Raw genomic sequence first — 18432 nt, 5'->3', positions numbered from 1 at the left:
CGGAGCCTGCACCTCATAGCGGGGGCAGGCGCCGCTTCACCGGCTGGCTCTTCACGATGGCCGAACTGGTCTCCGCCTTGTCCGCGATCCGGTCGAGGATCTGGTCGAGCTGTTCGATGGAGCGCAGATGCAGCCGGCCGATGAAGCAGTCATCGCCGGTGACCTTGTCGCATTCCGAGAATTCCGGGATCTCCTCGATCAACTGCTGGACCGCGTGTAGTTTGCCGGGGAGGGGGCGGATCCGGACGATCGCCTGCAATTGGTAGCCGATCGCATGGGGATCGATGTCGACGGTGAAGGCGCGGATTACGCCGCGCTCTTCCAGCCGTCGAAGCCGCTCGGAGACGCTGGGCGAAGACAGATTCACCCGCTGAGCCAGCTCCTTCAGGGAGATGCGGKCATCCCCGGCTAGAATGTCGATGATGTTCCGGTCCAGCTCGTCGATCATATGGTTATCAGGTCTCCTGAGGTTTGACCCTTACAATATGAGGTATTCTCTCTGATTTGTCTCATGTAATCCATAGAACGCGGGATTCCGTCATCCTATCATCCGGCTTCATTTCTGGGTGGAGGTGGTGATGACGGACCATAGGCGCGGCGTGGCCGAGATGACGGCCGCCATGATGATCTCAGGCACGATCGGCTGGTTCGTGGTTCGCTCCGGCCAGCCGGTGATGGATGTGGTGTTCTGGCGCTGCGCTTTCGGTGCCGCGACCCTGTTGATCGTCTGCGGAGCCCTGGGGCTGCTTCGGCGCGGCGCGATGACCGGTCGCAAGCTCGCGCTCGCCGCGATAGGCGGCGTTGCCGTCGTCCTGAACTGGCTGCTGCTGTTCTCGGCCTATTCGCGCGCTTCGATCTCGGTTGCGACGGTGGTCTACAACACCCAGCCCTTCATGCTCGTCGGGCTCGGCGCGCTGCTGTTTGCCGAACGACTGACCGTCACGAAGCTGTTCTGGCTCGCGATCTCCTTTACCGGCATGGTGCTGATCATGCAGGCGAAGCCGGGCGCGGGGGCGGTTGGGACCGATTATCTCACGGGCATCGCCATGGCACTCGGCGCGGCCTTCTTCTACGCGCTGGCCGCTATCGTGGCGAAGGCGCTGAAGGGCGTTGCGCCCTATCTGATCGTGCTGGTCCAGGTCCTGGTCGGGATCGCGATGCTCACTCCCTTCGCCAGCCTGGCGCAGTTGCCCGCCGGCGCGGAGACCTGGGCGCTGCTTGGCACGCTCGGCGTCGTCCATACCGGGCTGATGTTCGTGCTGCTCTATATGGCGATCCAGCGGTTGCCGACGACGCTGACCGGCGCGCTGTCCTTCATCTATCCGATCGTCGCGATCATCGTCGATCTGACGGCCTTCGGCCACCAGCCGCAGCTTCTCCAGATCATCGGAGCCGCTGCGATCCTGATTGCCGCGGCGGGCATGACGCTCGGCTGGGTGCCGTGGCGGCGGCCTGATGCGACCTCGATCGTACGGCTTCCGGCCGAATAGACGCAGCAATCGCATCTGCGCGGCGCGAGCATGGCTGCCGCATGGAGCGTCTGTCCGGCGGCCAAAACGGGGGGCGAGGAAAGCTACACATCGCCTTGCCGTCCCCGATCTGGCCGGTACATGGCCAGCAGCTGCGGCAGCATGTCGTCGATGGCGACCGCCACTGCTGCGGGACCGCCGAGTTTCCCGTCCAGGGCGAGATGGGCGAAGCCGTGCACGAGCGACCAGGCTCCCATGGCCGCAAGCGCTACGTGCGGCGAGGAGACATCACGGCCGAGGCAGGCGGCCATGGCTCGCTCCAGCTCATGGCGTGCCGTCTCACCGACCAGCAACAGGCGCTCATTGCCGTCATCGAGACGGTCCTTGCGGAACATCAGGGCGAACCGGCCCGGGAATGCGACGGCGAACCGGACATAGCCGGTTCCTTGCCCGTGCAACCGCGCGAGCGGATCAGTGCCTCCTTCCGCCTCGCCTGCTCTCAGGAAGGCGACCAGCTCCTCGAACCCGCGAATGGCGACTTCCGTCAGGAGGCCGGAGACGCTGCCGAAATGATGCGCGGGCGCGCCTGCCGAAACGCCTGCGCGCCGTGCCGCCTCGCGCAGGCTGAACCCGTCAAGGCCGCGCTCGATCAGGATTCGGTCGGTGGCTGACACAAGCGCATCGCGCAGGTCGCCATGATGGTAGCCGCTCTTCGATGCCGGATTCATATCGCCTCTATCTTGACGGTGTTCAAATTATTGTCTACGCATCTGATCGCTGTTCAGATTAGCGAAATGCAAGAGGTTAGGCCATGGAAACCAGACACATCACGCGTCGGCTTGCAATCGCCGGCTCCGGATTGGGAATGGCCGTCGGTGCGGCGGCCGGCCTGGCCGGCGGCGCAATGCTCGGGGCCGCTGCGGCGGCACCGGCACCGGTCGTGCTGGATGGGCGCCGCCGCTTTGAAAACAAGGTCGTGCTCGTCACGGGAGGGACCTCCGGCATTGGCCGCGCGGCTGTGGAGGCCTTCGCTGCCGAAGGCGGAAAGGTCGCCTTCTGCGGTCGGCGCGAGGCGCTTGGCCAAGAGGTCGAGCGCAGCATCAAGGCAGCCGGCGGAGAGGCGCTCTATATCCGGGCCGACATCCGCAGGGAGGACGATGTCCGACGGTTCGTCGAGAGCTCCGTTACCCGATACGGCGGTTTGCACGTTGCCTTCAACAATGCCGGGATCACGCTTCAGAAGCCCCTGCATAGCTACGAGGCGGCGGAGTTCGACGACATTTTGAGCACCAACCTGCGCGGTGTGTTCCTGGCGATGAAGTACCAGATCCCGCACATGATGTCGGCGGGCGGCCAGATCGTCGTGACCTCGTCGACAGTGGCCACGACATGCCGGGAGAGCCAGTCGGCCTATGTCGCCAGCAAGGCGGCGTTGACGGGGCTCGTGCGCGCCGCGGCGCTCGACTATGTCAAACACGGCATCAGGGTGAACGCCCTTCTGCCGGGTACGACCGATACCGAACTGGTCCGCGGCGTTGCGGGCATGATGGCTGCGCCCGACGCCGTCTGGCAGATTGGCGGAGCGCAATGGGCCAAGGACAATATCCCGACCATGGGCCGCATGGCGACGGCGCGGGAAATGGCCGCTGTCGCGCTCGACCTGGCGGCCGCGACCCACCCTTATCTGACGGGGGCTTCGATCGTCGTCGACGGCGCGATGACGCTGCGGGCCTGAGGGAGTTGACGACGGGCGGTTGCAGCAAGCGGCCAGCCTCGCTACATACGCGGCACTCTTCCCGAAAGCCCCGGCGCGATCAGTCCGAAGCGGAGCCGCACATCCATGTCCCGTCAGTTCATCTACCATATGCGCGGCCTGTCGAAGACCTATCCGGGCGGCAAGCAGGTGCTGAAGGACATCCATCTGTCGTTCTACCCGGACGCCAAGATCGGTGTGCTCGGCGTCAACGGCGCCGGCAAGTCGACCCTGCTCAAGATCATGGCAGGCTATGACAAGGAATGGACCGGCGAGGCCTGGGTGGCCGAGGGCGCCCGGGTCGGCTACCTGCCGCAGGAGCCCAAGCTCGATGAGAGCCTGAATGTGCGCGACAACGTGATGCTCGGCGTCGCGCCGCAGAAGGCGATCCTCGACCGCTACAACGAGCTCGCGATGAACTATTCGGACGAGACCGCGGACGAGATGACCAAGCTCCAGGACGAGATCGAGGCCAAGGGCCTGTGGGATCTCGATTCCAAGGTCGACCAGGCGATGGACGCGTTGCGCTGCCCGCCCGACGACTGGCAGGTCTCGAAGCTCTCGGGCGGCGAACGCCGCCGTGTCGCGCTCTGCAAGCTGCTGCTCGAGCAGCCGGAACTGCTGCTGCTCGACGAACCGACCAACCATCTCGACGCCGAAACCACCGCCTGGCTCGAAGGCCATTTGCGGACCTATCCGGGCGCGATCCTGATCGTCACCCACGATCGCTACTTCCTCGACAATGTCACCAGCTGGATTCTCGAGCTCGATCGCGGCCAGGGCATTCCCTACGAGGGGAACTACTCCGCCTGGTCGGTGCAGAAGCAGAAGCGCCTCGCCCAGGAGGGCCGGGAGGACGTCTCGCGTCAGAAGACGCTGGAACGCGAGCAGGAATGGATTTCGGCTTCGCCTAAGGCGCGCCAGGCCAAGAGCAAGGCCCGCATCCAGCGCTATGACGAACTGGTGCAGAAGGCCTCGAACAAGGGGCCGGATACCGCGCAGATCGTCATCCCGATCGCCGAGCGCCTCGGCAACAATGTCGTCGATTTCGACAATCTGTCGAAGGGCTTCCAGGACAAGCTGCTGATCGACGGGTTGTCCTTCAAGCTGCCGCCGGGCGGCATCGTCGGCATCATCGGACCGAACGGCGCCGGCAAGACCACGCTGTTCCGGATGATCACCGGGCAGGAGAAGCCGGATTCCGGTTCGATCACCATCGGCGAGAGCGTCAAGCTCGGCTATGTCGACCAGAGCCGCGACTCGCTCGACGACAAGAAGAACGTCTGGGAGGAAATCTCAGGCGGCAACGACATCCTCTATCTCGGCAAGCGTGAGGTGAATTCGCGCGCCTATTGCTCGACTTTCAACTTCAAGGGCGGCGACCAGCAGAAGAAGGTCGGATCGCTCTCGGGCGGTGAGCGCAACCGCGTCCATCTTGCCAAGATGCTGAAATCGGGCGCGAACGTCCTGCTSCTCGACGAGCCGACCAACGAYCTCGACGTCGASACGCTGCGCGCGCTCGAAGAGGCGCTGGAGGATTACGCCGGCTGCGCCGTGATCATCAGCCACGATCGCTGGTTCCTCGACCGTATCGCGACCCATATCCTCGCCTTCGAGGGCGACAGCCATGTCGAGTGGTTCGAGGGCAACTTTGCCGATTACGAGGAAGACAAGAAGCGCCGGCTGGGGATCGATTCCACGATCCCGAAGCGGATTCAGTACAAGAAGTTCTCGCGCTGATCTTCTGAACCTCGAAGACAAAAGGCCCGCGCTCCTGAATGGGGGCGCGGGCCTTTCCATTGGGGCTGCCGATCTGGACGAGGCTCAGGCCTTGCCTTTCACCAGGATGTTCCCGTCGACCTGCTGGATGTCGCGCAGGCCGCAGAGCGCCATGGTGACGTCGAGCTCCTTGCGGATGATGTCGAGGCAGCGGGTCACGCCTTCCTCGCCCATGGCACCGAGGCCGTAAAGGAAGGCGCGGCCGATCATCACGCCGCGGGCGCCGAGCGCCACCGCCTTGATCACATCCTGTCCGGAGCGGATGCCGCCATCCATCAGGACTTCCATGCGGCCGCCGACCTGCTCGACGATGCCCGGCAGCGCCGCGATCGAAGAGACGGCGCCGTCGAGCTGGCGGCCGCCATGGTTCGAGACGATCAGAGCGTCGGCACCGCTTCTGGCAGCGAGCTCGGCATCCTCTGGATCGAGAATACCCTTCAGGATCAGTTTGCCGCCCCAGCGATCCTTGATCCACTTCACATCGTCCCAGCTTAGCGCCGGATCGAACTGTTCGGCCGTCCAGGAGGAGAGCGATGAGAGATCGCCGACGCCCTTGGCGTGGCCGACGATGTTTCCAAAGCTGCGGCGCTTGGTGCCGAGCATGYCAAGGCACCAGCGCGGCTTGGTCGCGAGGTTGATCAGATTGGCGATCGTCGGCTTCGGCGGGGCGGAGAGCCCGTTGCGGATATCCTTGTGGCGCTGGCCGAGGATCTGGAGGTCGAGCGTCAGGACCAGGGCCGAGCACTGCGCCGCCTTGGCACGATCGATCAGGCGAATGATGAAGTCGCGGTCCTTCATCACGTAGAGCTGGAACCAGAACGGTGCGTCGGTGTTCTCGGCGACATCCTCGATCGAGCAGATGCTCATGGTCGAGAGCGTGAAGGGGACGCCGGCCTTGGCTGCAGCGCGGGCGGCGAGGATTTCGCCGTCGGCGTGCTGCATTCCGGTGAGGCCGGTCGGGGCGAGTGCAACCGGCATCGTGGCGGCCTGGCCGGCCAGCGTGGTCGCCAGCGTGCGGTTGGTCATGTTGACGGCGACGCGCTGGCGCAGCTTGATGGCGGCGAAGTCGGCCTCGTTGGCGCGATAGGTGCCCTCGGTCCAGGCGCCGGAATCGGCGTAGTCGTAGAACATGCGCGGCACCCGGCGCTGGGCCAGGATGCGCAGGTCTTCGATGGTCAAGGGCTGGGACATGTCGGCTGGCTCCGCATTTTCGCTCCTGACCGCTCGGTCGCATGGAACCCTGCCGCAGGCAACCGCCCGCTACGTGACCCCGCTATACCGGCCGGGCTTATGATTGACTGCCAGGATCAGGTTGAGCACGGCAGCTCCCAGCAGCGAAATCAGCACTTTCTCCAGCGGCAGCATGAAGAGTGCACAGATGAGGATCAGCGCATCGATGCCAAGCTGAAACCAGCCGGCGCGGATATCGTGCTTCTCCTGCAGGTAGAGTGCGAGAATGTTGACGCCACCCAGCCCGGTGCGATGGCGAAACAGCGCAAGGACACCAAGACCGATCAGGCTGCCGCCGGCGACCGCGGCATAAACCGGGTCCACGGTTGCGATCGCCATCCAGCCGGGCGTGAACCAGGTGAAGAGCGAGACGAGCCCGACCGCGATGAAGGTCCGTAACGCGAAGCGCCAGCCCATGCGACGGACCGCGAGCCAATAGAATGGGAGGTTGATGGCGAAGAAGAGCAGGCCGAAATTGATCCCGGTGGCAAGCTGGAACAGCAATGCCAGCCCTGCCGCCCCGCTCGTGAGCAGGGTCGCCTTGCTGTAGAGGCTGATGCCGATGCTGACGAGCAATGTGCCGAGCAGCATGGCGAAGACGTCTTCGTAGAAACTATGGCGCTCGGTCGGTGGGGCTGAGGTCGCCGCGTCGCTCATGATGGATATCCGGCTGGGTTGAAAGGGCTTTGGTCGTCGGGCGCGACGATGCAACGGTTGAGCCACGCCGGTTGATCCTGTAGGGCCGGATCATCCCTACCGCCACCCTGCGAGATTTCCTCATGATTCTGCGGCTCGCCGCTGCGCTCTGCCTGACGCTCCTTGCCCATGCCGCGCCGGCACAGGACACCGTTGCCTGGAAAACCGGGCGCGAGGCGAAGCTCATCGAGACGCGCATCGAGGCGTTGCTCAAGACGATGACGCTCGACGAGAAGGTCGGTCAGCTGCATCTCTCGGGTCGTGGCGAGGGGTTCAACGCCGCACGCATCCGCGAAGGCCGGATGGGCGGGGTGATGAACTTCGTCGTGCCGCAGGAGGTTGYGGATGTCCAGAAAGCAGCGCGCGAGTCCCGGCTGAAGATCCCGCTGATCATCGGTCTCGATGCCGTCCACGGCTTCTCGACCTATTTTCCGCTTCCGCTTGGTCAGGCTTCGACCTGGAACCCGGAGCTGATCGAGGAGGCGGCCTATTGGACGGGGCGTGAAGCGCGCGCCGCCGGCATCCAATGGACCTTCGCGCCGATGGTCGACATCTCGCGTGATCCGCGTTGGGGCCGCGTCCTCGAGGGGGCGGGGGAAGACGCCTATTTCGGCTCCATTGTCGCTGCATCGCGCACGCATGGCTATCAGCGCGGCGGCGTGGCGACGACCGTCAAGCATTTCGTCGGTTACGGTGCGGGCGAAGCCGGGCGTGACTACAACTCGACCTGGATCCCGACCAGCCAGCTCTTCGATCTCTACCTGCCGCCATTCAAGGCCTCGTTCGAGGCTGGTTCGATGACCGCTATGGCGGCGTTCAATGCGCTGAACGGCGTCCCGACCACCGCGCATGGCGGGCTGCTGACCGGGCTGCTGCGCCAGAACTGGGGATTCAAGGGTTTCGTTGTCTCGGATTTCGGCTCGATCACCGAACTCAGACTGCATGGCATTGCCAAGGACGATGCCGAGGCCGCGCGCAAGGCGCTGCTGGCCGGCATCGACATGGATATGATGGGTGACGTCTATGACAAGCACCTGGCGGCCGAGGTGAAGGCTGGTCGGGTCTCGGTGAAGATGCTCGACGAGGCGGTGCGCCGCGTGTTGCGCGTAAAGTTCCACCTGGGCCTGTTCGAGCGGCCCGATGTCGACCCGGCCGCTGCCCCGGCTCTGATGCAGACGCAGGAGGCGCGCGAGGTCGCACTGCGCGCGGCGCGCGAAGGCATCATCCTGCTCAAGAACGCCAACGAAACCCTGCCTGTTGCGTCTTCCGTCAAGCGGCTCGCGGTGATCGGCGCCATGGCCGTGCCGGAGGCCGAGCGGGTCTGGACCGATCCGGCCGGGCTCGGACGGCGCGCCATCCAGTCCTTGCCCGACGCGTTGAAGGAGCGCGTCCAGGCCGGGGTCGAGGTCGTCTACGAGCCGGCCTTCACAAGGAACTGCGGCACCGAATTCGCGGACAAGGAGGCAGCGCTCCGCGCGGCCGCGGCGAGTGATCTCGTCATCGCCATGCTCGGCGAGGATTGCGAGTTCATCGGGGAGGGCGCCTCGCGCGCGAATCTCGGCCTGCCCGGCGTGCAGCAGGAACTGCTCGAGGCACTCGTCGCGACGGGCAAGCCCGTCGTGCTGGTGCTGGCCACTGGCCGCCCGCTGGTCCTCACCTGGGCCGACGCCCATGTCGCCGCGATCGTGCAGACCTTCCACGGCGGCACCGAGGGGCGCACGGCGATCGCCGAGGTCCTGACTGGAGCAGCGAATCCGGCGGGCCGCACGCCGATGAGCTATCCGCGCTCGGTCGGGCAGATCCCGATCTACTACAACCATCTCCCGACGGGGCGACCGCAGAAGATCCGGCAGCGCTACGAGTCGATCTACATGGATGAGAAGAACGAGCCGCTTTATCCCTTCGGCTTCGGTCTTTCCTACTCTCGCTTCACCTATGCCAATCCGCGTGTCGACCGCTCGCGCATCCCGATCAATGGCATCGCAGAAATCTCGGTCGATGTGACCAATTCCGGCTCGCGCGACGGCCAGGAAGTGACGCAGCTTTATATCCGCCAGCCGGTCGCGACCCGGTCCCGACCGGTCCGCGAACTCAAGGGCTTCAACAAGCTCGCGATCAAGGCGGGCGAGACCAGGACCGTCCGTTTCAAGCTGGAAGCCCAGAAGCTGGGATATCACGACGACACCGGACGTTATGTTATCGAGCCGGGTCTGTTCGAGGTTTATCTTGGCGGTTCCGCGTTGGCTGAGGCGAAGACACAGTTTGAGGTGATTAAGCCATAGTCATCGCCAGACGCTCCTGCTTGACGATTGGCCTCGACATCTTTGCATTTTCGGTCAATCCTCCTCTGGTCGGGCATTCGGATGCATGCATCCGAAGATCCGCAAGAAGCTGGCTTCAGGGGATGCGGCTATGGCGACCGGAACCGTGAAATGGTTCAATACTGAGAAGGGCTTCGGATTCATTCAGCCTTCAGATGGCGGCAAGGATGTGTTCGTACACATCACAGCCGTGAAAGAAGCGGGCCTGATGACTCTGACGGAAGGACAGAAAGTCTCGTTCGATCTGAAAACCGAACGCGGCAAAACGGCGGCAGGCTCGCTCCAGCTGCTCTGACCTCTCGGGCCTCGCGCGCTCATAGCGACCCTTGAAACGGCCGCTATGATGGGCGGTCGCGCGCGGCCCATTCACTGACGGGATGTGGGGCTGGCTCCAGATCTCGCAAGTGCCGGGGTGCATGGCACGGATGGCCGTGCGTGCGCTTACCGTGCGAAGTGCTTGGCGCCTGCCACGCAAAGTGCCACGCCGGCGCTAACGGCGACCATCGGCCAGCTCACGGCCTCATGCAGCAACAGAGCGGCGAGCATCAGCCCGAAGAAGGGCTGCAGCAATTGCAGCTGTCCGACGGCGGCGATACCGCCCTGTGCCAGGCCGCGATACCAGAACACGAACCCCACCAGCATGCTGAACACCGAGACATAGGCCAGGCCGATCCAGGCCGGCCGGCCGACATCGGCAAACGAGGCCGGAAGGGTCAACGCGCTGAGCGTGACCATGACCGGCAGGGAGAGCACCAGCGCCCAGGAAATCACCTGCCAGCCTCCGAGCTTTCGCGACAGTCGCGCGCCCTCGGCGTAACCGAGGCCGCAGATGATGACCGCGGCGAGCATCAGCAGATCTCCGACCGAGGAGGCGACAAAGCCCTGGGTCATCGCAAATCCGGCGACAAGAGCGCTGCCCAGGCAGGAGAACAGCCAGAAGACCGGGCGGGGACGTTCGCCGCCGCGCAGGACGCCGAAGCTCGCCGTTGCCAGCGGCAGAAGGCCAATGAAGACGATCGAGTGAGCCGAGCTGACATGTTTCAGCGCCAGCGCCGTCAGGAGCGGAAAGCCGACGACAACACTCAGCGCGACCACAATCAGCGGGAGAAGGTCGCTCCGTTGCGGTCGCGTTTGCCGGAAGGCGAGAAGCAGGCACAGGCCCAGCAGGCCGGCGATTGCGGCGCGTGCTGCGGTCAGGAAAACGGGGTCGAGATCGACCACGGCAACACGCGTTGCAGGCAGCGAAGCGCTGAAGATCAGCACGCCGAGAAAGCCGTTGATCCAACCGCTCATGCTCTTGTCCATCAGGAAGCCTCCGTTCGCGGCCTGCATTGGCCGGGATCTGCATCTTTTGCCAGAGACGGTGCATGACAGTTGGTGCAAACTGTCATGCTGCAAGTGGCAATACAATTAGGTGATTGCGTGACACTCCTGGACGATGACGGCACGCTTGTCGGGCGTGTCATGCAGGCTGTTCGCCAGCGCATGGCGGGGCGGGTGCTGGCTCCGGGGGCCAGGCTGCCCTCGATCCGCGCCTTTGCCGAAACGATGGGCGTCTCGAAGTCGACGGTGGTCGAGGCCTATGACCGGCTTGCCGCAGAGGGGGCGATCCGCTCGCGCCGCGGCTCGGGCTTCTATGTCGCGGGGCATCTGCCACCCCTGTCGCTGGCGGAGATCGGGCCGCGTCTCGACCGTGCAGTCGATCCGCTCTGGGTCTCGCGACAATCGCTGGAGGCCGGCGAGGATTTCCTGAAGCCCGGCTGCGGCTGGCTTCCCGCATCATGGCTACCGGAGGAAAGCCTGCGCAGGACACTCCGATCGCTCTCACGCGCCGATGCCTCCACGTTGGCCGATTATGGCACTCCGCTCGGGCTGTTGCCGTTACGTCATCTACTCGCCCGGCGCATGGCGGAGCATGGGATCGAGGCCGGGCCGGACCAGATCGTGCTGACCGAGTCCGGAACCCAGGCCATCGATCTGATCTGTCGCTTCCTGATCGAACCGGGTGATACGGTGGTGGTCGACGACCCCTGCTACTTCAACTTCCAGGCCCTGCTGCGGGCTCATCGAGCCAAGGTCGTCAGCGTTCCCTATACGCCGAACGGCCCCGATATCGTGCGCTTCGAACAGGTGCTCGCCGCGCATCGGCCACGGCTCTACGTCACCAATTCCGCGTTGCACAATCCAACGGGAGCCGTGCTGTCTCCCGTGATTGCGCATCGGCTGCTCAAATTGGCTGAGCAGTCAGGGTTGACGATCATCGAGGACGATATCTTTGCCGATTTCGAGTTGGAACCGGCGCCGCGGCTTGCCGCCTTCGATGGCCTCGATCGGGTCGTGCATATCGGCAGCTTCTCCAAGACGCTGTCGGCCTCGCTGCGATGTGGCTTCATCGCGGCGCGACGCGACTGGATCGAGGGGCTGACCGATCTCAAGATCGCCACGTCCTTCGGAGCCAGTCGGGTCTCGGCGGAGTTTTTACTGGGCGCCTTGAAGGATGGTACCTATCGCAAGCATATGGACGGGCTGCGTGGGCGGTTGGGGCGCGCCATGACGGAGACTTGCGCGCTGTTGAAGGCTATCGGAATCGAGCCGTGGATCGAGCCGCGTGCAGGCATGTTCCTGTGGTGTCGCCTGCCGGACGGGCTGGATGCCGCCGAGATCGCGCAGCGCGTGCTGGCGGAGAATATCGTCCTGGCCCCCGGAAATGCCTTCAGCGTGTCGCTAACGGCGGGACGATTCCTGCGCTTCAACGTCTCGCAATCGTCTGACCCGCGCATCTACACAGCGCTTGAAGCGGCGATGCGGCGCTGAGTGGTGCCAACATTGGCTGACAGGGGGGCGGGATCTCGCTGGCGCGAGGAAGGTGCTTGCTCTTTCTCCTCTTTTGACATAAAGATATCTTTATATGTTTTTCTGAATTTCGAAGGCTGATCCTTTGCGCCAACCCACGACGCTGTCCTCGTCATCCTTGCTTGCGGGCCTGCGCGCGGCCGGCGAGGAGACACGGCTGCGCATCCTGGCTCTGTTGGCGGAGGGCGAGCTCTCCGTTTCGGATCTGACCGATATTCTGGGGCAGTCTCAGCCCCGCATTTCCCGCCATCTCAAGCTCCTGGCCGAGGCCGGGCTGGTTCGTCGCTATCGTGAGGGGGCATGGGCCTTCTTCCGGCTCGACGAAGCGGGAGCGGGCGGCGCCTTCGCGGCCTCCCTGGCTGCGTGGCTCGATCGGGCGGATCCTGAACTCGCCGCGGACCGCGAGAGGCTCGCTGCCGTTCGCTCCACGCGCGCCGAGGCGGCGCAGTCCTATTTCGCCAGCGTGGCTCGGGACTGGGACCGGCTGCGGTCGCTGCATGTCCCCGACGATGCTGTCGAGGCGGCCGTCGAGGCGGCTGCCGGGGAGGGCTCTTCCGGCGCGATGCTCGACCTCGGCACGGGGACGGGCCGGATGCTGGAGCGGATCGCCCCAAAATTCGGCCGTGCCATCGGTGTCGATGCCAGCCATGCCATGCTCGCCGTGGCGCGCGCCAATCTCGAGAAGGCCGGGCTGTCCCGGGTTGAGCTGCGACAGGGCGATATTCACGCCTTGCCTTTCGCACGCGGGGCCTTCGATCTGGTGATCATCCATCAGGTTCTGCATTTCCTCGATGACCCCGGCCGCGCACTGCGCGAGGCGGCCGCGATGCTCGCCCCCGGCGGCCGGCTGATCGTGGTCGATTTCGCGCCGCACGAGATGGAGTTCCTGCGAACCGAGCACGCGCATCGCCGGCTCGGTTTCTCGCGGGCCCAGATCGCCGGCTGGTTCGCGGAGGCAGGATTGAGCTGCGATCTTTCCGAAGAGGTGACCTCGGCCGAGGGGGCGTCCGGCCAACTCTCCGTGATGCTCTGGCGTGGACGTGACCGGCGCGTGCAGGGGGATTTCCCGCTGCGTCAGAATTCCAGTTTCGAGGTGGCCTGATGAATGCGTTTCGCCCCAGCCGGCACGGCACCCGCCGGCCCAGCGTCTCTTTCGAGTTCTTTCCTCCGAAGACACCGGAGATGGAGACGACACTCTGGGAGAGCGTGCACCGTCTCGAGCCGCTTGGACCCACCTTCGTGTCGGTGACCTATGGTGCCGGCGGTTCGACGCGAGAACGCACCCACAACACCGTCAAGCGCATGGTTGACGAGACCCGGCTGAAGCCGGCGGCGCACCTGACCTGCGTTTCCGCCACCTGCGCCGAGGTCGACGACGTGATCCGCTCCTATTGGGCGGCCGGCGTGCGCCATATCGTGGCGCTGCGCGGTGACCCGGCCGGTGGACTGGGAACGGTCTACGAGCCGCACCCGCAGGGCTATCACCAGACCTCTGATCTGGTCGCCGGGATCCGGCGCGTCGCCGATTTCGAGGTGACAGTCTCGGCCTATCCCGAAAAGCATCCGGAAGCGGCCTCGCTCGATGCCGATATCGATGCCCTGAAGAAGAAGGTCGATGCCGGTGCGACCCGGGCGATCACTCAGTTCTTCTTCGATAACGACGTCTATTTCCGCTATCTCGACAAGGTCAGGGCTCGGGGGATCGATATCCCGATCCTGCCCGGAATCGTCCCCGTCCTGAATTTCAAGCAGACGGCGAGCTTCGCCACCAAGACGGGCGCGAGCGTGCCGCAATGGCTGGCCGATCGGTTCGAGGGCCTGGAAGACGACGCCGCGACGCGCCGGCTCGTGGCGGCCGCGGTTTGCGCCGAGCAGGTGCTCGACCTGATCGACCGTGGCGTCTCCGACCTGCATTTCTACACGATGAACAAGGCCGACCTGGTCTACGCGATCTGCCATCTTGTCGGCTTGAAGCCCGACAGGGCCGCGCCGCAGCAGGCGGCCGCGGAGTAGCGTGCCAGCCGTCATTGGGAGCAAAGCGATCCAGCCTGTCTTCAGTGGCCTCTGGATTGCTCCGTCGCTTTGCTCCTCGCAATGACGGGAAGACCATACGAGCAGAGTTTCATGACGAAGGCGTTCGCGATGTCAGACTACAATCCCAGCCAGGTCGATGGCATCGAGATCGAGCGCGCGCTTCGCCAGTCCGCGTCCGAGCGCATCCTCGTGCTCGACGGTGCGATGGGGACGCAGATCCAGAACCTGAAGCTCTCGGAAGCAGAGTTTCGCGGCGAGCGCTTCAAGGGCTGGAACCACGATCTCAAGGGCAATAACGACCTGCTGGTCCTGACCCAGCCGGACGCCATTCGCGAAATCCACCTCGCCTATTTCCAGGCGGGTGCCGATATCGTCGAAACCAACACGTTTTCGTCGACGCAGATCGCCCAGGCCGATTACGGCATGGAGGCGCTCGCCTATGAGCTGAACGTCGCCTCGGCGAAGCTCGCGCGCGAAGCGGCCGCTCTCGCTCAGAAGGTCGATGGGCGCCGTCGTTTCGTTGCCGGCGCGATTGGGCCGACGAACCGTACGCTTTCGATCTCGCCGGATGTGAACAATCCGGGTTTCCGCGCGGTGACCTTCGATCAGGTGCGCGAATCCTATGCCGAACAGGTGCGTGGCCTGATCGATGGCGGTTCCGAGCTGATATTGGTCGAAACCATTTTCGACACGCTCAATGCCAAGGCCGCGATCGTTGCGATCGAGGAGGTCTATCGCGAGAAGGGCCTGCGCCTGCCGGTGATGATCTCCGGCACGATCACCGACCTTTCGGGGCGCACGCTCTCGGGCCAGACCACGGAGGCGTTCTGGAATGCGATCCGCCATGCCGCGCCGCTGACGGTTGGTCTCAACTGTGCGCTCGGCGCGCGTGAGATGCGGGCGCATATCAAGGATCTGTCGCGCGTTGCCGATACGCTGATCTGCGCCTATCCGAATGCCGGCCTGCCCAATGAATTCGGCCTGTATGACGAAAGCCCCGAGGCGACGGCCGGAATGCTCGCTGAGTTCGCCGATGCCGGGCTCGTCAATGTCGTTGGCGGCTGCTGCGGCACGACGCCCGGCCATATCCGCGCGATCGCGGAAGCCGTCGCGGGCAAGCCGCCGCGCGCCGTGCCGGAGATCAAGCGCTATCTGCGGCTGGCTGGGCTCGAGCCTTTCACGCTCGACGAGACCATTCCCTTCGTCAATGTCGGCGAGCGCACCAACGTCACCGGCTCGGCCCGCTTCCGCAAGCTGGTCAAGGAAGGCGACTTCGCCGCAGCGTTGGATGTGGCACGCGACCAGGTCGCCAATGGCGCGCAGGTCATCGACATCAACATGGACGAAGGCCTGCTCGATTCCGAGAAGGCCATGACCGAGTTCTGCAATCTGATCGCTTCGGAGCCGGACATCTCCCGCGTGCCGATCATGGTCGACTCGTCGAAGTTCCACGTCATCGAAGCCGGCCTGAAGACGATCCAGGGCAAGCCGATCGTCAATTCGATCTCGATGAAGGARGGCGAGGAGGCTTTCCTCGATCACGCCCGTATCTGCCGCAACTACGGCGCGGCGGTGGTGGTGATGGCCTTCGACGAGACCGGCCAGGCCGACACCTTCGAACGCAAGATCGAGATCTGTACGCGGGCCTACAAGCTCTTGACCGAGCAGATCGGCTTCCCGCCCGAGGATATCATCTTCGATCCCAACATCTTTGCCGTCGCGACCGGCATCGAGGAGCACGACAACTACGGCAACGACTTCATCGAGGCGACCAGGGCGATCCGCGAGACCCTGCCGCATGCCCATATCTCGGGCGGCGTCTCGAACCTGTCCTTCTCGTTCCGCGGCAACGAGAAGGTCCGCGAAGCGATGCATTCGGTGTTCCTGTACCATTGCATCAAGGCCGGCATGGACATGGGCATCGTCAATGCGGGTCAGCTCGGCTCCTATGACGACCTCGATCCCGAACTGCGCGAGCTCTGCGAGGATGTCGTCCTCAACCGTCGCAAGGATTCGACCGAACGACTGCTCGATGCCGCCCCGCGCTTCAAGGGAGACGGTTCGGTTGCGATTTCCGGCAAGGACATGGCCTGGCGCGATAACCCGGTCGAGAAGCGGCTGGAATACGCACTGGTCAACGGCATCACCGCCTTCATCGACACCGATGTCGAGGAGGCCCGCGCCGCAGCCGAGAAGCCGCTCCATGTCATCGAAGGGCCGCTGATGGCCGGCATGAACGTGGTCGGTGACCTGTTCGGCGCCGGCAAGATGTTCCTGCCGCAGGTGGTGAAATCGGCCCGCGTGATGAAGCAGGCGGTGGCCTATCTCATGCCCTATATGGAGGAGGAGAAGCGCCTGAACGGTGGTTCCGAGCGTTCGGCCGCCGGTAAGGTGCTGATGGCGACGGTGAAGGGCGATGTCCATGACATCGGCAAGAACATCGTCGGCGTCGTGCTCCAGTGCAATAACTACGAGGTCATCGACCTCGGCGTGATGGTGCCGACGCAGAAGATCCTCGATGTCGCGCGCAAGGAGAAGGTCGACATCATCGGCCTCTCGGGCCTGATCACGCCTTCCCTCGACGAGATGGTCACCGTCGCCTCCGAGATGGAGCGCGAGGGTTTCGACATTCCGCTCCTGATCGGCGGCGCAACGACCAGCCGCGTGCATACGGCGGTGAAGATCCACCCGGCCTATAGCCAGGGGCAGACGGTCTATGTCACCGACGCATCGCGCGCCGTCGGCGTCGTCTCGAGCCTGCTCTCGCAGGACCAAAAGCCGGCTTATATCGAGGGCGTCAGGGGCGAGTACGCCAAGGTCGCCGCCGCCCATCGCCGCTCCGAGGCCGACAAGCAGCGCCTGCCGCTGGTGAAGGCGCGGACGAATGCCTTCAAGGCGGATTGGGCGAACTACACCCCACCAAAGCCGAGCTTCCTCGGCACGCGCGTGTTCCGGACCTATGACATCGCCGATCTCGTGCCGGTGATCGACTGGACGCCGTTCTTCCAGACCTGGGAGATGAAGGGACGCTTCCCTGCGATCTTGCAGGACGAGAAGCAGGGCGAGGCGGCACGCGCGCTCTGGGACGATGCGCAGGCGATGCTGAAGCGCATCGTCGAGGAGCGCTGGTTCAATCCCAAGGCGGTGATCGGCTTCTGGCCGGCCAACGCCGTCGGGGACGATATCCGGCTCTATACCGGGGAGAGCCGCCAGGACACGCTGGCGACCTTCCACGGCTTGCGTCAGCAGCTTTCGAAGCGCGACGGCAAGCCCAACATGTGCATTTCGGACTTCGTCGCGCCCGAGGGCATCGAGCGGCCTGACTATATCGGCGCCTTTGTGGTGACCGCGGGAGCGGAGGAGGAACGCATCTCCGAGAAATTCGCCCGCGACAACGACGATTACCGCTCGATCATGGTCAAGGCGCTGGCCGACCGCTTCGCCGAGGCGATGGCCGAACGCATGCACCAGCTCGTTCGCACGCAGTTCTGGGGTTATGCCCCCGACGAGAATCTCGCCAATGAGGATTTGATCCGCGAGGAATATCGCGGCATCCGGCCGGCGCCGGGGTATCCGGCCCAGCCCGATCACACCGAGAAGGAAACGCTGTTCGAGTTGCTGCAGGCCGAGCGGCGGGTCGGCGTGAAGCTGACCGAGAGCTTTGCGATGTGGCCGGGCTCCTCGGTTTCAGGACTCTATCTGTCGCACCCGGACGCCTATTATTTCGGTGTCGCCAAGGTCGAGCGCGACCAGGTCGAGGATTACGCGGCGCGCAAGGGCATGGCGATACAAGAGGTCGAGCGCTGGCTTGCGCCGATCCTCAACTACGAGCCCAGCGCCTATCGGCTCGAGGCCGCCGAGTGATGCTGCGGGCGGCTATCCCGGCCGATCTGCCGCGCATCGGCGTGATCCGGCAGGCCGTGAAGGAGAACGTGCTCCGCGACCCTTCCAAGGTCAGCGATGAGGAGGTCGCCTGGTATATGGAGCAGGCCATCTTCCTCGTCAGCGAGGAGGGCGGCGAGATTGTCGGCTTCACCTGCGCCAACCACCAGACGGCTCTCATCTGGGCGCTCTTCATCGCTCCCGATCACGAAGGGCACGGCCATGGTCGCGCACTCCTGGATGCGGCGCTGGAGCGGCTTGCGGAGAAGGGGCACCGGCAAGCATACCTGACGACAGGCGCGACGACCCGTGCTGCGCGCTTCTACCGCCAGCATGGCTGGCGCGACATGGGCCTTGCGCTCGACGGCCAGGCCGTCTTCGTCAAGCCGCTCGGACCGGTCTAGGCTTGCTTCGC

The 18432-nt window shown here is 64.4% G+C and carries 15 protein-coding genes; 10 read left to right on the top strand and 5 right to left on the bottom strand.

The genetic code is table 11. The annotated features are described in order from the left end of the window. Nucleotides 1–13: 13 nt before the first annotated feature. Nucleotides 14–448 carry an Lrp/AsnC family transcriptional regulator gene (locus AC1DW9_RS00695; protein ID WP_476855004.1) on the bottom strand — a complete coding sequence of 145 codons (435 nt, stop codon included), beginning with the start codon at nucleotides 446–448 and terminating at the stop codon, nucleotides 14–16. 130 nt (nucleotides 449–578) lie between these two features. On the opposite strand from AC1DW9_RS00695, the gene AC1DW9_RS00690 reads away from it, so the two are divergent. Next, nucleotides 579–1490 (top strand): DMT family transporter, encoded by a 912-nt coding sequence (locus AC1DW9_RS00690; protein WP_441505312.1) that lies wholly within the window; start codon nucleotides 579–581, stop codon nucleotides 1488–1490. Between the two features lie 83 nt (nucleotides 1491–1573). Here AC1DW9_RS00690 and AC1DW9_RS00685 read toward each other — a convergent pair whose 3' ends face one another. Next, on the bottom strand, nucleotides 1574–2197 hold the full coding sequence (locus AC1DW9_RS00685; RefSeq protein WP_476775150.1) for a TetR/AcrR family transcriptional regulator: 624 nt from the start codon (nucleotides 2195–2197) through the stop codon (nucleotides 1574–1576). 83 nt (nucleotides 2198–2280) lie between these two features. Here AC1DW9_RS00685 and AC1DW9_RS00680 point away from each other — a divergent pair, with 83 nt between their 5' ends. Together AC1DW9_RS00680 and ettA are read left to right on the top strand one after the other, a co-directional pair. Continuing rightward, complete coding sequence (locus AC1DW9_RS00680; protein ID WP_441505314.1) at nucleotides 2281–3204, top strand: SDR family NAD(P)-dependent oxidoreductase; 924 nt, start codon at nucleotides 2281–2283, stop codon at nucleotides 3202–3204. Between the two features lie 105 nt (nucleotides 3205–3309). After that, complete coding sequence (ettA, locus tag AC1DW9_RS00675; RefSeq protein WP_476855003.1) at nucleotides 3310–4962, top strand: energy-dependent translational throttle protein EttA; 1653 nt, start codon at nucleotides 3310–3312, stop codon at nucleotides 4960–4962. An 84-nt stretch (nucleotides 4963–5046) separates the two neighbouring features. Here ettA and AC1DW9_RS00670 read toward each other — a convergent pair whose 3' ends face one another. Further along, the gene (locus AC1DW9_RS00670; RefSeq protein ID WP_476855002.1) at nucleotides 5047–6192 is read right to left on the bottom strand and encodes an alpha-hydroxy acid oxidase; all 1146 of its coding nucleotides are present in this window, start codon (nucleotides 6190–6192) and stop codon (nucleotides 5047–5049) included. A 69-nt stretch (nucleotides 6193–6261) separates the two neighbouring features. Then, nucleotides 6262–6888: a YitT family protein gene (locus AC1DW9_RS00665; RefSeq protein WP_441505316.1), complete on the bottom strand. Its 627-nt coding sequence runs from the start codon at nucleotides 6886–6888 to the stop codon at nucleotides 6262–6264. 122 nt (nucleotides 6889–7010) lie between these two features. Between AC1DW9_RS00665 and AC1DW9_RS00660 the strand changes: the two genes are divergently transcribed. Both AC1DW9_RS00660 and AC1DW9_RS00655 read left to right on the top strand, forming a co-directional pair. Next, the gene (locus AC1DW9_RS00660; protein WP_476855001.1) at nucleotides 7011–9209 is read left to right on the top strand and encodes a glycoside hydrolase family 3 N-terminal domain-containing protein; all 2199 of its coding nucleotides are present in this window, start codon (nucleotides 7011–7013) and stop codon (nucleotides 9207–9209) included. A gap of 130 nt (nucleotides 9210–9339) precedes the next feature. Next, a complete protein-coding gene (locus AC1DW9_RS00655; RefSeq protein ID WP_043233603.1) occupies nucleotides 9340–9543 on the top strand; it encodes a cold-shock protein in 204 nt (67 codons plus the stop codon). A gap of 146 nt (nucleotides 9544–9689) precedes the next feature. Here the strand turns inward: AC1DW9_RS00655 and AC1DW9_RS00650 are convergent, their stop codons facing one another. Further along, nucleotides 9690–10553 carry a DMT family transporter gene (locus AC1DW9_RS00650; RefSeq protein WP_441505318.1) on the bottom strand — a complete coding sequence of 288 codons (864 nt, stop codon included), beginning with the start codon at nucleotides 10551–10553 and terminating at the stop codon, nucleotides 9690–9692. A gap of 159 nt (nucleotides 10554–10712) precedes the next feature. Here AC1DW9_RS00650 and AC1DW9_RS00645 point away from each other — a divergent pair, with 159 nt between their 5' ends. The 5 genes from AC1DW9_RS00645 (at nucleotide 10713) to AC1DW9_RS00625 (ending at nucleotide 18421) form a co-directional block, all read left to right on the top strand. Next, nucleotides 10713–12062, top strand: coding sequence for an aminotransferase-like domain-containing protein (locus AC1DW9_RS00645; RefSeq protein ID WP_441505370.1), 1350 nt, complete (start codon nucleotides 10713–10715; stop codon nucleotides 12060–12062). Nucleotides 12063–12186: 124 nt separating this feature from the next. Next, nucleotides 12187–13203 carry an ArsR/SmtB family transcription factor gene (locus AC1DW9_RS00640; RefSeq protein ID WP_476770606.1) on the top strand — a complete coding sequence of 339 codons (1017 nt, stop codon included), beginning with the start codon at nucleotides 12187–12189 and terminating at the stop codon, nucleotides 13201–13203. Continuing rightward, a complete protein-coding gene (gene metF / locus AC1DW9_RS00635) occupies nucleotides 13203–14114 on the top strand; it encodes a methylenetetrahydrofolate reductase [NAD(P)H] (RefSeq protein WP_441489334.1) in 912 nt (303 codons plus the stop codon). Before AC1DW9_RS00640 ends, metF begins: the two co-directional genes overlap by 1 nt. Before the next feature lie 129 nt (nucleotides 14115–14243). Beyond that, nucleotides 14244–17999: a methionine synthase gene (gene metH / locus AC1DW9_RS00630; protein WP_441505371.1), complete on the top strand. Its 3756-nt coding sequence runs from the start codon at nucleotides 14244–14246 to the stop codon at nucleotides 17997–17999. Next, nucleotides 17999–18421, top strand: a complete 423-nt coding sequence (locus AC1DW9_RS00625) for a GNAT family N-acetyltransferase (RefSeq protein WP_441505320.1) — start codon at nucleotides 17999–18001, stop codon at nucleotides 18419–18421. The genes metH and AC1DW9_RS00625 overlap by 1 nt, the downstream gene beginning before the upstream one ends. Nucleotides 18422–18432: the final 11 nt, after the last annotated feature.

This window comes from Allobosea sp. P4_E12, from assembly GCF_056401655.1.
The sequence above is the reverse complement of the archived record's forward strand: the minus strand, read 5'-3'. Positions and strand labels throughout refer to the sequence as shown.